Below are 13,871 nucleotides of genomic sequence, written 5' to 3' on the forward strand. Positions count from 1 at the left end.
TTGGTGCAACTATATAGGTGTTTCATCTGCTTTTGCTTAGGCTGAAAACTACCTCTTTAATTAGAAGTAAAATGCATGCAAAGGAGATAGGCCAATGAATTTCTGGGAAGTTCTTTTGATAGTAGTGAATTTTAGTCTATTGAGTTGGATACTGTTAATAGGCAGAGAAACGAAAAAGTGGTCTAAATTAGCTACTTTGATTGCCGTTGTAATGGTTACAGTTCAGTTATTGGCAGAAGGTTTTAGGTGGCAGATGATTCCGGCATATGTATCCCCAGTTATCTTAATTTTATGCTATTTATTAACTGGGCGGAAAAAGGGCTTTAGAAGTTCGGGTATATTCATAGTTAAGACTTCGTTACTATGTATCTATTTGTCTGTAGCAGTTGCGCTACCCTTACTTATGCCAGTATTTTCATTTGAAGAACCAACTGGTCCACATAGGGTCGGTACGAAGCTATATCATTGGGTTGATCATCAGAGAAATGAACCATATTCGAAAAATCCAAACGATCGGCGCGAACTGATGGTGCAAATTTGGTATCCTGCAGCTGAAAAAAGCAAGGGGGATCGAGAACCTTATATTCGTAACATAAATGAGCTCTCCAAGGGATTGGAAAAAACATTGTCCATTCCTGCATTTGCATTCAGCCACATGGAATTGGTAAAGTCTCATTCGTTTATGGATTTACAACTCTCAGACTCAGAGAATCACTATCCCATATTACTTTTCTCTCATGGTTTTAATGGTTTTCGTAATCAAAACACGTTTCAAGTTGAGGAGTTGGCTAGTCAAGGGTACATTGTTCTAAGTATCGATCATACCTTTGATGCTGCAGCTACCGTCTTTCCAGATGGTCGAACTGCTTACGTACAGCCCATCAATTTAACTGATGAAGGGGATAGCCACATAAAATTATGGGAGGAAGATGTCAGCTTTGTCCTTAGTCAGATAGAGAAACTTAACCAAAATGATGAGACCGGCTTCTTTACAGGAAGACTGGATACATCGCGAATTGGAATGTTTGGCCACTCTTACGGTGGAGCTACCGCAGCACAAATACTTGCAAAAGATTCTCGTGTCAAAGCAGCTATCAATATGGATGGTACATTGTATGGTGAAATCTTGCCTGAAAGTGGCATTGGAAAACCATTTCTGCTCATGAATGCAGAAGAGCCTGATGAAGCAGATCCCTTTGAAGTGAGGGAGCGATACGGACGCGGGTTAGCTGGCGGTGGTATGTCAATGGTCATTCCTCATACGGATCATACAAGCTTTACCGATTTACATTTGTTCTCACCTCTGTTGCAGAGCCCAGGTGAAAATCCAAAGGAAGTTCATCGTATTATTAACGAATTCAGCCTGGCATTTTTTGACCAGTATGTAAAACAGAAGGATGACGGCTCAACCCTTAAAAGGCTGATAACCCAATACCCGGAAGTGAATTTTAAAATAAACCGATAACTTTATGCAGAAAGTAACTCGTACCATTTCCTTTGGCTCTTGTATTTATTACATTAAAGAATTTAATTTCTTCATCGTTATCTAAATAATGAAATGCTAAAAATGAAACATTCAAAGTACTATCAGTTTCAGGAATATAATTCTTTTTGAAAAGCTACATTCAGCAGCTGGACACTTTATTTGAGATTGTTTATTATAATATCAAATGATATATTTATCTATCAAAAATGACGACTTTATACAGAAAAAGGGAGAGATTGACGATGAAGAAAGACTTGTCAGCGTTGAAGGAAGCGAGATTTAATGCAATTCTTGATTCAGCTACTATATTGCTTGTTGAAAATCCTACTGCTTCGATGAATGAAATTGCGGAATATGCGGGAATTGGAATTGCTACACTCCATCGCTACGTCGAAAGCAGGGAGAAATTGATGCTGTTCTTGGGCCATCGGGCTATACAACTGGTAAGTGATACTGTAAACCAGATTCCACTGGATGAGGAAAGAAGCGAAAACTATATCCCGGAACTTATTGAAGCGTTAATCCCTTTAGGTGACAAAATCTATTTTCTAGGTCATGATGCATCTGTATTTAACAACAAAGAATTAGGTGAAGCAGAAGAGAAGCTGAGGGAACCCTTAAGACGCGTTATTGAATTGCTACAACAAAGAGGTTACTTTCAGCAAACAGTTAGCAGTGAATGGATTTTGAATACGCTTTATGCTCTGCTTTTCCATACCTGGGAACAGGTACATGAAGGAAATGTGGCTAAAAAATCTGCTGCAGAGCTTGTTTTAAATACATTTTATTATGGTTTCAAAGCTAAGGATGAATTGAGAGGGAAGTGAACTGATTCAAATCCATGATAATTAATATTAATAATATAGAAAGTGAAAAGGAGCAATAGGATAATGAATAAAATCTCTATTGTAAAGGCTGTTCATCAATCCATGGTCGGCGCCCAGCTAAATGTAATGGCATTGGAATACATGGCGTTTCCACTTGCAGGATCTGAGGAGGAGAACACAGTCGATTGGACATTTTGTAAGCTATGGCGGCAGGAGAACAACCGTTTTAGTCATCAATACGCCTATGAAGCTCAAATGGACGGGAAAACTTTAGGGATGATTACTTGCTATCCCATACCCGTTTTAAATCGTCTTACCTGGCCCACTTTTAAACAGCTGCTTTCGTTCCGAAAGCTGGGGTTTGTTGTTTATAACATTCTGAATATCAAAATGCTTTATTCCATGTTTACCTTGAAGGAGGGAGAAGATGACGAGTTTCACGTCGGAACAATTGCCTTACTGCCCGAAAGTCGAGGACTAGGGATAGGTACCAGATTACTTGAGTTTGCAGAGGAGCAAGCTTCGCTGCAAGGCTTTTCAAAATGCTCTCTGACAGTAAAGAAAGAGAACCAACTTGCCATTAAATTGTATCAGAGGATAGGCTACCAGATTACAGGTGAAATCAATAAACCAAAGTTATCGTTGTACAGAATGGTCAAAAACGTAGAAACTTACAACCGTTTATAAAAAAGTTGTACAGTATTAGGGTAACGCCACATGCCCATAAACTTAAGGATTCAAAATTACCCCAAAGCGAAAAAATGGACATTTTGTACAAGTTAACACAAAATTTTTAGCTTGATAGTGATGGGATGGGGCCTCTATATAAAAAAACACAGTTTACACTCAAACTGTGTTTTTTCGACGTACAATGATTTATTAATATCTCTTTTTATTTACTTATATACGTACAGCTGTACCACTGACAGCAACCATTAACATTCCATCACGAACAACTTCGTAATCTACGTCAATGCCAACGATAGCGTTCGCACCTTTTTGTTTTGCAAGTTCTTTCATTTCGTCCATCGCAATATCACGGGCTTCTTTTAGCTTACTTTCATAAGCACCAGCACGGCCACCGACAACATCACGAACGGAGGCGAATACATCGCGTACAATGTTTGCACCCATAATAGCTTCACCATTTACAATATCAATATACTCAATAATCTCTTTACCTTGAATTCCAGAAGTCGTTGTTACAATCATGACTGACACTCTCCTAATATATTATAATTTTTGATTAGCTTTCTTATGCCATAGAAAAAGTAGTTCTGATGCCAAAAATGCTTGATAGAAACATAGAATATTTTTGGCATCAGAAACAAGTCTGGTTTCTTACAGAATGAAACCAAGGCAATTGTTTAACATATGTATCGCTATAACATATGCAATGGATCTTTTAGAAATAAGATAAGCCGCAGTAAGTATCAACGATCCAGGTAAATAAATAGCAATATCCGCAAGTTGGTTCGTATGAAGAAGTGTAAAAATCATAATCGAAATGATAGATGCAATAGCAGTACCAATATGGTAAGAAAAACGATTTATTAATATGTGGCGAAACACAATTTCTTCAAGTATTGGACCCAGAATACCAAATACAAGCAATGTAAATACAAGAGGTACCTTTGTACCCGTTTCAAGGAGCTGCTCTTGGTTCTCTGGTTGACCAGTTGCTAGAAAATGCATAACACACTGTTCCACAATTAACGTAAATAAAACTACCATAGGAATACTTACTATTTTCAAAATTGTCTTCTCTTTAAAATAAGTAAAACTTTCAATAATTTCTTTCCTAAAGCAAATGATTCCTACAATAGCAGGTACAGTAAAACCGATGGCACTAAGAACAAATTCTGATTCAACTAAATTGACATTAGCTAAAAGTGATATGCCAAATAGTATGTACAAGCCAATTTGAAATGGTACAAACAGTGTAAAGATTATTAGCATAATGATTTCTTTTTTATTCATTTTTATAAAGTTCACTGTATTGCCCCCATAATTAAATTACCTATAATTTTTGATTTTTCTTTCTGCATAACGCTCTCCTTCTAAATATATTTATATAAGATTCTAAACCGGACGGTTCGGTCTGAATCGAAATCTAATGATACTACAAGTTTCTAGTTTTTTAAACCCTTTTTATAAAGTATTAACAAAATCAAAATGGAAAAAAGCAAATATATTTATATTTCAGTTGCTTTGTTACAATTTAATTCCAGTAATCATTAATGGTTAATCTTTTATAGAATGAAGTGAAAGTGGGAGTAGTTCAAACACTTTAGCTAAACATATTAATAAAAATTATATATAATAATCATATGTCTATACGTTAAAATTAACTATATATTTTTACACCTCTACGATTTTAGGTAAAATTAGTTGTATAATATGACTGAATTAAACAATCGGTCATGTTATTTTGACAGAAAATTCACTTAAGTTATATGGATAATATAATTTGATTAACTTCTTTTCAAATTGTATTGTTTGAGGTTTCCATAAGATAGGGATTGATAAGATATTTCTGTTCCAAACTTATTTATACTTACAAAAAAATTAAGAAAATAGAGGGTAAACATTACCTAGAATATTAGGATCGTTTTCATTAGGAGGATTACAAAGCATGACTAAAGTTGATAAGGTAAAAGAAAAAATTATTGAAACATCTTTATATTTATTTAATACTAATGGGATAACTCGCACATCCATTCAGGATATAATGACAGCTACTGAGTTACCTAAAGGATCTATTTATCGTAGATTTAAAAGTAAAGAAGAAATTGTCCTTGCTGCCTACGACAAAAGTGGTGAGATTATGTGGAGTCATTTTCATAAAGCAATGGAAAATAAAAAGAATGCAATCGATAAAATCCTTGCAATATTCCTTGTATATCAAGATGCAGCTAATAATCCTCCTATTGCTGGAGGCTGTCCATTACTTAATAGCGCAATCGAAAGTACTGGAGTATTTCCAGAATTACAAAAAGCAGCAGCAAAAGGTTATGATGATACAGTAATGTTAATGGCTTCTCTCATAAAGGAAGGAATAGAGAAACAAGAACTTAAAGAAGATATAGACATTATATCGCTCGCTTCTTTTCTTGCATCTTCAATGGAGGGAGCTATTATGGCAAGTCGAGTATCTAACGATAATATACACCATCATTATTTTATTGAACAAATAAAACATCATCTTTTCACTTATTCTAAATAAGTGAGAACTTGCATTGTTTCCATCCAATTTTTATAAAGTTAAATTGAATACATACCCCTTATAAACAGTATCTTCTGTTTATAAGGGGTATTTGAATAGTTTTTAGCAAAGGTAGTCTTTAGATGATGTTTCATGTTTCTTATTGAACGATTTCATTATATATAATAAGCGTAATAGAAGTTCAGTTAAATAAAATTCAGTAGTCGAATTTTTTTGCATAAAGCTGTATAATGCTTGTAACGAAAGGGAAATACAGGAAGGGATTTGTAATGAGTTACTATGGAAAAAGATAAACAACAATTAAGCGTTGAAGTTGCAAGATTATATTATCAATCAGATTATAGTCAGCAAGAAATTGCTAATAAATTAAATATTTCAAGACCGACGATTTCTAGATTGTTAAAGTACGCGAAAGAAAAAGGGTTTGTTCAAATTAGCATCGCTGATCCATTTGCTGATTTAGATAACGTCGGGAATTTACTGAAAGAAAAGTACAACTTGTTAGAGGCACATGTGGTATTTTCTCCAGTGCCGGAATATGCAACGATTACAGAGTATATAAGTAAATATGCTGCTGAGTATATGGAAAAGACGGTTAAAAACGGTGATATTGTTGGTGTAAGCTGGGGCATGACTATGTATGAAATCGCTAGAAAAATCGTACCGCAACATGTAAAAGGGGTAGAGGTTGTCCAGCTAAAAGGTGGTATTAGTCATTCAAGTGTAAATACATATGCGAATGAGACGATAGCTTTATTTGCAGATGCTTTTCAAACGACGCCAAGAAATCTACCTCTTCCGGTTATATTTGATAATGCAGTGACAAAAGAATTAGTGGAGCAGGATCGACATATTCATCACATTATCGAAATGGGAAAACAAGCGAATATTGCAATTTTCACTGTAGGAACAGTGCGAGACGAAGCGCTATTATTCCGATTAGGTTATTTCGATAAGGATGAAACAAATTTACTCAAAAAACAATCGGTCGGTGACATTTGTTCACGTTTCTTTGATGGAGACGGAAATATTAGTAGTGAAGAAATCAATAAGCGTACCATTGGAATTGAGTTAGAGGAACTGAAATTAAAGAAACGCTCTATTTTAGTTGCAGGTGGTAATAGAAAAATAAAAGCAATTGATGGTGCGTTACGTGGCGGGTATGCAAATGTATTAATTATCGATCAGCATACAGCAAAAGAATTGTTACATTATCAAAAAGATTAGAAATAAAGGGCGTTCTCAAGATGTTAATTTTGAGAATGCCTTTTATTTTGTTATGTATGAATGATAGGAGTCTTTTTTGAACACAAATTGCCTTTTTAAAAATAATTATGGATATGGAGATACATACTACCATTGTTAACATAAAAATTTTGATTATATATCTGAAGTGTTCTTTGTTAGAATGCGCTTTATTTGCTACAAGAAAATTACTTTTAAAAAAGAATGAACAAAATTTCAAAAGTATATTTACATTTGTTCAACTAAGAGTTAGAATGAAGTTGTTAAAAGATATGAGGAGTGAAGATAATGAACATTGCAAAGTTAATTGACCATACAATTTTAAAAGCTAATTCTACAAAAGAAGATGTTATGAAAGTAATCGAAGAAGCAAAGGAATATAAATTCGCTTCTGTTTGTATTAACCCAACATGGGTAAAATTAGCGGCTGATGAACTAGCTGGACATGATGTAGATGTTTGTACTGTAATCGGTTTCCCATTAGGAGCAAGCACGACTGAAACAAAAGCATTTGAAACAAAAGATGCTATTGCAAAAGGTGCAACTGAAGTTGATATGGTAATCAACGTAGGCGCTTTAAAAGATGGTGACAACGAACTTGTTGAAAAAGACATTTATGAAGTAGTACAAGCAGCAAAAGGAAAAGCTCTTGTAAAAGTAATCATTGAAACTTGTCTATTAACAGATGAAGAGAAAGTACGTGCTTGTGAATTATCAGTAAAAGCTGGTGCTGATTTCGTAAAAACTTCAACTGGATTCTCAACTGGCGGAGCAACTGCTGAAGATATCGCATTAATGCGTAAAACAGTAGGACCAAACGTTGGTGTAAAAGCATCTGGCGGTGTTCGTACACGTGAAGATGCAGACAAAATGGTAGCTGCTGGAGCTTCTCGCGTTGGAGCAAGTGCTAGTGTTGCAATCGTATTAAATGATGCAAAAGGTGCTACAGATAACTACTAATCGATAAAAGATTAAAGCAATAGATATACATTTAAAGTATATCTATTGCTTTAATAATTGAAAGAAATGTAAGCGGATACGAATGGGAGGAAACGGCTTATGAAATACTTAATCGGTGTTTTTGGCCTCGTATTGATTTTAGGTATCGCTTGGCTTGCTAGTAATGATAGAAAGAAAGTCAAATATCGCCCAATCATAACGATGGTTATATTACAATTCATTTTGGGGTTTCTATTATTAAATACAAGTGTAGGGAATATATTAATAAGCGGAATAGCAGATGGTTTTGGAGAGCTATTAAAATATGCTGCTGACGGTGTGAATTTCGTATTTGGTGGATTAGTAAATCAAAAAGAGTTTTCGTTCTTTTTAAGTGTATTAATGCCAATCGTATTTATATCAGCCTTAATAGGTATTTTGCAACATATTAAAGTATTACCTATTATTGTGAAATCTATCGGTCTAGCATTAAGTAAAGTAAATGGAATGGGGAAACTAGAATCATATAACGCTGTGGCATCAGCGATTTTAGGACAATCGGAAGTATTTATTTCAGTTAAGAAACAACTAGGGTTATTGCCAGAGAAAAGAATGTATACATTATGTGCATCAGCAATGTCTACAGTTTCTATGTCTATCGTTGGATCATATATGGTGTTATTAAAACCACAATATGTTGTAACCGCTTTAGTGCTTAACTTATTCGGTGGCTTCATCATTGCTTCTATCATTAACCCGTATGAAGTTACTGAGGAAGAAGATATGTTAGAAGTACAAGAAGAAGAGAAAAAGACTTTCTTTGAAGTATTAGGGGAATACATTATTGATGGATTTAAAGTTGCGATTACAGTAGCAGCTATGTTAGTCGGTTTCGTTGCTCTTATCGCATTCATTAATGCAGTATTTAAAGGTGTAATCGGTATTTCATTCCAAGAAATTCTTGGTTATGCATTTGCACCATTTGCATTTATTATGGGTGTACCTTGGCATGAAGCAGTTAATGCCGGAAATATTATGGCAACAAAATTAGTATCAAATGAATTTGTCGCTATGACAGATTTAGCACAAGGAAACTTTAATTTCTCAGATAGAACGACAGCGATTATCTCTGTATTCTTAGTTTCATTTGCAAACTTCTCTTCAATTGGGATTATTGCAGGGGCAGTTAAGAGTTTAAATGAAAAGCAAGGGAATGTAGTCGCAAGATTTGGTTTGAAATTACTATTCGGTGCAACATTAGTAAGTTTCTTATCAGCAACAATCGTTGGCTTACTATTTTAATAGATTCATATAATATAAAAAGGAATGGTGATTGTAATGAGAATGGTAGATATTATTGCAAAAAAACGTGACGGCAAAGAATTAACGACTGAAGAAATCAAATTCTTTATTAATGGATATACAGATGGAAGTATTCCTGATTATCAAGTGAGTGCGCTTGCAATGGCAATCTTCTTTAAAGATATGACAGATCGCGAACGTGCAGATTTAACGATGGCGATGGTTGAGTCTGGAGAAACGATCGACTTATCAGCAATTGAAGGAATTAAAGTAGACAAACATTCAACTGGCGGTGTTGGTGATACAACAACATTAGTATTAGGACCATTAGTAGCTGCTTTAGATGTACCAGTAGCAAAAATGTCTGGTCGTGGTTTAGGACATACGGGCGGAACAATTGATAAATTAGAAGCGGTAGAAGGATTCCACGTTGAAATTACGAAAGAGCAGTTCATTGATATTGTAAACCGTGACAAAGTAGCTGTTATTGGACAAACAGGAAACTTAACACCTGCCGATAAAAAGATTTATGCATTACGCGACGTAACCGGAACGGTTAACTCAATTCCTTTAATCGCAAGTTCAATTATGAGTAAAAAAATTGCAGCTGGTGCTGACGCAATCGTACTTGATGTAAAAACAGGTGCTGGCGCATTTATGAAAACAGAAGAAGATGCAAAAGAATTAGCACATGCAATGGTACGTATCGGAAATAATGTAGGACGTCAAACTATGGCTGTTATTTCAGATATGTCACAACCTCTTGGATTTGCGATTGGTAATGCTCTAGAAGTGAAAGAAGCGATTGATACGTTAAAAGGTGAAGGTCCAGAAGATTTAACAGAATTAGTACTTGTATTAGGAAGTCAAATGGTTGTACTTGCGAAAAAAGCAAATACGTTAGAAGAAGCTCGTGAAATGCTAATTGAAGTGATGAAAAACGGAAAAGCAATTGAGAAATTTAAAGAGTTCTTAAGTAATCAAGGCGGAGATAGCTCAATTGTAGACAATCCAGAAAAAATGCCACAAGCTAAGTATGTAATTGATGTACCTGCAAAAACTTCAGGTGTTATTTCTAACATTGTTGCAGATGAGATTGGTATTGCAGCTATGTTACTTGGTGCAGGTCGTGCAACGAAGGAAGATGAAATCGATTTAGCAGTAGGATTAATGTTACGTAAAAAAGTTGGCGATGCAGTAAAAGAAGGCGAGCCATTCGTAACAATCTACGCAAATCGTGAAAATGTAGAAGATGTAAAAGCAAAAATTTATGAGAACATCTCTATTGCTGAAACAGCAGTGGCTCCTAAATTAGTTCATACAGTTATTACTGACTAATCATCATTTCATTTACTTTAAGGGGGAAATAATATGGATAAGAAAAAATATATTGAAGAAGCAAACAAGATGTTATCGAAAGCGTATATTCCGTATTCTAAATTTCCTGTTGGCGCAGCGTTAGTTACGAAAGAAGGGAAAATCTATACTGGTTGTAATATAGAAAATGCTTCTTACGGTTTATGTAACTGTGCAGAAAGAACAGCAATATTTAAGGCAGTATCAGAAGGTGAGCGCGATTTTAGTTATTTAGTTATTACAGGAGAAACTGATGGATCTATTTCACCATGTGGTGCGTGTAGACAAGTAATTGCTGAATTCTGTGATCCGAAAATGCCTGTATTATTAACGAATGTAAAAGGTGATGAAAAAGAAGTGACTGTTGAGCAATTACTTCCAGGTGCTTTCACAATAGAAGATTTAAAATAAGTTGAAAAGTGAACTGCACCTCCAGTTGTTAGACACGCATAACAATTGGAGGTGCAGTTTTTTTACTTTATATTGCGGTGAATTATTTACTGATATTTTGTCCCCTTTTTCATCAATTTATTATTTTACCACATGTGAAATTTTAAAAATTAAATATTAATGTAGTGTAAGTACAATATAAATTCCCAATTAATATTAAAAGATGATAGGCTATTTTTATAATTGAATTACCTTTCGTACTCTAAAAAACACCCTACCAACAAAGGTTCTCTATCAATATAAAAATCTATACTAATATGGTATAAATTTCATGCTCTATTAAGTATAGAAGGGGTTTATACGATGGGACAATTTCAAAGTAATTTTCAAAGCGCTACACAAATCGCAACGCAAATGAGGGCAGCTTCAGATACAATCCAAAGCGCAACAAATCGTTCTATAAAAAAGGCGACACGTACTACGCTTTCAGTTAATTCAAAAGCACAAGAAGCGAACCAACAAGTTTTAGATTTGACGAAACAATTATCCACCGCCTTTCAACAAGCGGTCGATAACATTCATTCGGTAGCCAAAGAGTTTGAGAGAATGGATCACGAGCTTCACAATACTTTCCGCTAATATGACCACCTTCGTAAAGATAAAACGGTAGGAGGGAAAAAATGGATCGAGATATCAAAAACCAAATTAAACAGTTAAATCAAAAATTACGAAGTGTATTTGAAGAACAGGACCGAAATTAATCCGCGCTTCGAACTCAGGAACAAGCGGAAGCTGATTTTCACGAATTGAAAAATCGAAGCAACCGCTTATTTAACCGTATTTTAGAAACTTGGCACAACGATAAAGAGTTATCTCATTTCTTTATAAATATCCGTCAAGAAGCACAACACATTGAGCGAAAACTTACATTGAATGCAAAAGATTGGAGTACATGGCCGGGGCACCCTAAATACGGTAATGTTCCGGAAATTATAAGACTAGAAATGTTAGAACGTGAAGCAGTGGCTAGAGAAGCTTTGAAAAAATCAATAAAAGAGAGGTTACAATCCATTGAAAACAATAGTTAAAAATATAGGTGGTAAAAAGATAATAGCTACAGCAGAAGAACATTTAGGCCCCCAGATAGAAAAGTTATTGTATTTGCTAACTAAAGTAGAAGATAACAAATTAGTTGATAGATTTTCTATGCAAGTTGGTTGGTCTATTTTTGTTCTATCCAAACGTGAAGATGGGTATCATATTATTGCCCCAGATTATACAAAAAATCCATTTAAGGATACTACAGATGATCTAACAATTGCTTTATGGGTGCAATTAGAACAAGTACATTGTTTACGTCAGTTAAATATTGACGGTGAAACAATAAAGTTTAGCGATAAAATAGTGACTTCAAAAAATGTGTTACAACTAGATGAGGTTTATTTACAAAGAGCTAGGGATTGTGACAAAGGTGATTCTGGTTGGTATATCGGTCCTGTCGATGAAACAGAAGAAACTGACGGTGAATTAGAAGCATATTACGCATATCAGCTACTAAAAATTAGACCTTCAATTATTCAAGTTTTAGCCTTACCTTATGAATATCTGGTAGTTTTTGAGAAAGATAAAATCAAAGCCATTTTAGATGATAATGATGTCGATGTTTGGAATGGAGTTACAAACTAAGATTAGTTAAGTTCTAAAATAATTGAGAGGGCTTAACCGCATGAACTCAAAAATCCCGGAAATTTTAGGAATATTAGACGGTTATGAGAAAAGGGTAATTTTAGTAATTATAGAAACTGAAGCAATGGTTTAAATTAAGCTAGAAACTTACAGGATGGAAAATAATCAATAATGAATAAATTATAAAAGAGCATCCCACCATTAAAAACTGAACTGCACCCCAATTGTTAGACACAGTCTAACAATTGGGGTGCAGTTTTTCTATGGTTAAATTCACAACTGATGAAAAAATATACATCGTTCAACGTTATTTGAACGGAAATGAAAGTTACCGAGAAATTAGTAAAGCTATTGGTATAAGAGACACCGTAATTTTGAAATGGGTAAACCAATATAAACAAAATGGCTTTTTATTTGAAAATAGGATGTAATATTTTATTCATATTCCGTTCATAAACTTTCCGTAAAATGATTGCAGCGAATATAGAAAGTTTACAACAGGAGGAATAGAATGAAGAAATTATATAATGCGGCATTTATTTACTTAATTATTGGTTTATTATCAGGTGTATTTGCAAGAGAGTATACGAAAGCACAAGGAATTAAAGGATCCACAATGTTGCAATTAGTGCATACACATGTATTAGTGCTCGGTTTTGTATTCTTTTTAATTGCTTTAGCTTTATGTAAAGTGTTTCATGTACAAGAAACAAAGAGCTTTTGTGCATGGTTTGTTGTTTATAATGTAGGAGTAATCTTTACTATTGCTACAATGCTATGGAGAGGTCTTCTACAAGTAAATGGAACTGACTTTTACGGTTTAAGCCATATGGCTGGATTAGGTCATGTTATTATAAGTATCGGGCTCGTTTGGTTTATGATTTTGCTAAAAAAGTCATTTAAATAGATAGGAGTGGAAAGTATGATAGCACTTTTATCAAGTGTCGTAGCAGTTTGTATGGCTGTTGGGGTAATGTTTCTACGTTTTAAAGCAGCGAAAAAGCCGGTAACGAAAAAGAAAATTATATTGCCGCCAATTTTTATGAGTACAGGCGGGATGATGTACTTTTTACCAGAGTTTCGATTAACATCGTTAGAAATAGTCGAGGCAATTAGTATAGGGCTTATCTTTTCTATTTTTCTTATTAAAACAACTAAGTTCGAAATAAAAGGCGAACATATATTTATGAAACCGTCAAAAGCATTCATATTTATTTTAGTAGGCTTATTAGCTGTACGCGTGGCATTAAAGTCATATTTAAGCCAATCAATTGATTTGGCAGAGTTAAGCGGAATGTTTTTCTTACTTGCATTTGCGATGATTGTGTCGTGGAGAATTGCGATGTATCGCTCGTTTACTAAATTAGAAAAGACAATAAACAGAGCTGGAATTTCTATATAGGAAATCCAGCTC

Annotated in this window: 15 protein-coding genes and 2 pseudogenes; 15 read left to right on the plus strand and 2 right to left on the minus strand. The window is 34.5% G+C overall.

Translation table 11 applies throughout. The features are described 5' to 3' along the window. The first annotated feature begins 94 nt into the window (after nt 1–94). From DN399_RS08985 to DN399_RS08995, 3 genes are all read left to right on the plus strand, one after another. Complete coding sequence (locus DN399_RS08985) at nt 95–1,465, plus strand: alpha/beta hydrolase family protein (RefSeq protein WP_006919965.1); 1,371 nt, start codon at nt 95–97, stop codon at nt 1,463–1,465. Between the two features lie 263 nt (nt 1,466–1,728). Continuing rightward, complete coding sequence (locus tag DN399_RS08990) at nt 1,729–2,313, plus strand: TetR/AcrR family transcriptional regulator (protein WP_000710981.1); 585 nt, start codon at nt 1,729–1,731, stop codon at nt 2,311–2,313. 63 nt (nt 2,314–2,376) lie between these two features. After that, nucleotides 2,377–3,000: a GNAT family N-acetyltransferase gene (locus tag DN399_RS08995; protein ID WP_149149509.1), complete on the plus strand. Its 624-nt coding sequence runs from the start codon at nt 2,377–2,379 to the stop codon at nt 2,998–3,000. 213 nt (nt 3,001–3,213) lie between these two features. On the opposite strand, the gene DN399_RS09005 is transcribed toward DN399_RS08995, so the two are convergent. Beyond that, entirely contained in the window at nt 3,214–3,525 is a 312-nt protein-coding gene (locus tag DN399_RS09005) for a heavy metal-binding domain-containing protein (RefSeq protein ID WP_000637514.1), read from the minus strand. Nucleotides 3,526–3,654: 129 nt separating this feature from the next. Then, a complete protein-coding gene (locus tag DN399_RS09010) occupies nt 3,655–4,308 on the minus strand; it encodes a CPBP family intramembrane glutamic endopeptidase (RefSeq protein ID WP_049107648.1) in 654 nt (217 codons plus the stop codon). 640 nt (nt 4,309–4,948) lie between these two features. On the opposite strand from DN399_RS09010, the gene DN399_RS09015 reads away from it, so the two are divergent. The 12 genes and pseudogenes from DN399_RS09015 to DN399_RS09070 all read left to right on the plus strand — a co-directional run bounded on the left by DN399_RS09015 (nt 4,949) and on the right by DN399_RS09070 (nt 13,859). Beyond that, a complete protein-coding gene (locus DN399_RS09015; protein WP_000169644.1) occupies nt 4,949–5,539 on the plus strand; it encodes a TetR/AcrR family transcriptional regulator in 591 nt (196 codons plus the stop codon). A 279-nt stretch (nt 5,540–5,818) separates the two neighbouring features. After that, the gene (locus DN399_RS09020; RefSeq protein WP_000409780.1) at nt 5,819–6,766 is read left to right on the plus strand and encodes a DNA-binding transcriptional repressor DeoR; all 948 of its coding nucleotides are present in this window, start codon (nt 5,819–5,821) and stop codon (nt 6,764–6,766) included. 306 nt (nt 6,767–7,072) lie between these two features. Beyond that, entirely contained in the window at nt 7,073–7,744 is a 672-nt protein-coding gene (gene deoC / locus DN399_RS09025; protein ID WP_001017433.1) for a deoxyribose-phosphate aldolase, read from the plus strand. A gap of 99 nt (nt 7,745–7,843) precedes the next feature. After that, nucleotides 7,844–9,025, plus strand: a complete 1,182-nt coding sequence (locus DN399_RS09030; RefSeq protein ID WP_000876188.1) for a NupC/NupG family nucleoside CNT transporter — start codon at nt 7,844–7,846, stop codon at nt 9,023–9,025. A 36-nt stretch (nt 9,026–9,061) separates the two neighbouring features. Further along, nucleotides 9,062–10,363: a pyrimidine-nucleoside phosphorylase gene (locus DN399_RS09035; protein ID WP_025710128.1), complete on the plus strand. Its 1,302-nt coding sequence runs from the start codon at nt 9,062–9,064 to the stop codon at nt 10,361–10,363. Nucleotides 10,364–10,396: 33 nt separating this feature from the next. After that, the gene (locus DN399_RS09040) at nt 10,397–10,792 is read left to right on the plus strand and encodes a cytidine deaminase (protein ID WP_049107647.1); all 396 of its coding nucleotides are present in this window, start codon (nt 10,397–10,399) and stop codon (nt 10,790–10,792) included. A 342-nt stretch (nt 10,793–11,134) separates the two neighbouring features. Next, nucleotides 11,135–11,410 (plus strand): TIGR04197 family type VII secretion effector, encoded by a 276-nt coding sequence (locus DN399_RS09045; protein WP_016122301.1) that lies wholly within the window; start codon nt 11,135–11,137, stop codon nt 11,408–11,410. A 41-nt stretch (nt 11,411–11,451) separates the two neighbouring features. Beyond that, nucleotides 11,452–11,715: pseudogene (locus DN399_RS28325) on the plus strand (DUF3958 family protein); the annotation flags it as partial. Between the two features lie 127 nt (nt 11,716–11,842). After that, nucleotides 11,843–12,457 (plus strand): immunity protein Imm33 domain-containing protein, encoded by a 615-nt coding sequence (locus DN399_RS09055; protein WP_000849724.1) that lies wholly within the window; start codon nt 11,843–11,845, stop codon nt 12,455–12,457. 263 nt (nt 12,458–12,720) lie between these two features. After that, nucleotides 12,721–12,864: pseudogene (locus tag DN399_RS09060) on the plus strand (transposase); the annotation flags it as partial. A gap of 104 nt (nt 12,865–12,968) precedes the next feature. Further along, nucleotides 12,969–13,364 (plus strand): DUF2871 domain-containing protein, encoded by a 396-nt coding sequence (locus tag DN399_RS09065; RefSeq protein ID WP_000737876.1) that lies wholly within the window; start codon nt 12,969–12,971, stop codon nt 13,362–13,364. Between the two features lie 15 nt (nt 13,365–13,379). After that, on the plus strand, nt 13,380–13,859 hold the full coding sequence (locus tag DN399_RS09070; protein ID WP_000561076.1) for a CcdC family protein: 480 nt from the start codon (nt 13,380–13,382) through the stop codon (nt 13,857–13,859). Nucleotides 13,860–13,871: the final 12 nt, after the last annotated feature.

This window comes from Bacillus sp. AR4-2, assembly GCF_008274865.1.
GTDB lineage: Bacteria > Bacillota > Bacilli > Bacillales > Bacillaceae_G > Bacillus_A > Bacillus_A cereus.

Coding starts and splice junctions, on each gene's coding strand:
- DN399_RS09020 (WP_000409780.1), top strand. CDS start 5,819: ATGGAAAAAGATAAACAACAATTAAGCGTTGAAGTTGCAAGATTATAT.
- DN399_RS09040 (WP_049107647.1), top strand. CDS start 10,397: ATGGATAAGAAAAAATATATTGAAGAAGCAAACAAGATGTTATCGAAA.
- DN399_RS09030 (WP_000876188.1), top strand. CDS start 7,844: ATGAAATACTTAATCGGTGTTTTTGGCCTCGTATTGATTTTAGGTATC.
- DN399_RS09005 (WP_000637514.1), bottom strand. CDS start 3,525: ATGATTGTAACAACGACTTCTGGAATTCAAGGTAAAGAGATTATTGAG.
- DN399_RS08985 (WP_006919965.1), top strand. CDS start 95: ATGAATTTCTGGGAAGTTCTTTTGATAGTAGTGAATTTTAGTCTATTG.
- deoC (WP_001017433.1), top strand. CDS start 7,073: ATGAACATTGCAAAGTTAATTGACCATACAATTTTAAAAGCTAATTCT.
- DN399_RS09065 (WP_000737876.1), top strand. CDS start 12,969: ATGAAGAAATTATATAATGCGGCATTTATTTACTTAATTATTGGTTTA.
- DN399_RS09045 (WP_016122301.1), top strand. CDS start 11,135: ATGGGACAATTTCAAAGTAATTTTCAAAGCGCTACACAAATCGCAACG.
- DN399_RS08995 (WP_149149509.1), top strand. CDS start 2,377: ATGAATAAAATCTCTATTGTAAAGGCTGTTCATCAATCCATGGTCGGC.
- DN399_RS09035 (WP_025710128.1), top strand. CDS start 9,062: ATGAGAATGGTAGATATTATTGCAAAAAAACGTGACGGCAAAGAATTA.
- DN399_RS09070 (WP_000561076.1), top strand. CDS start 13,380: ATGATAGCACTTTTATCAAGTGTCGTAGCAGTTTGTATGGCTGTTGGG.
- DN399_RS08990 (WP_000710981.1), top strand. CDS start 1,729: ATGAAGAAAGACTTGTCAGCGTTGAAGGAAGCGAGATTTAATGCAATT.
- DN399_RS09015 (WP_000169644.1), top strand. CDS start 4,949: ATGACTAAAGTTGATAAGGTAAAAGAAAAAATTATTGAAACATCTTTA.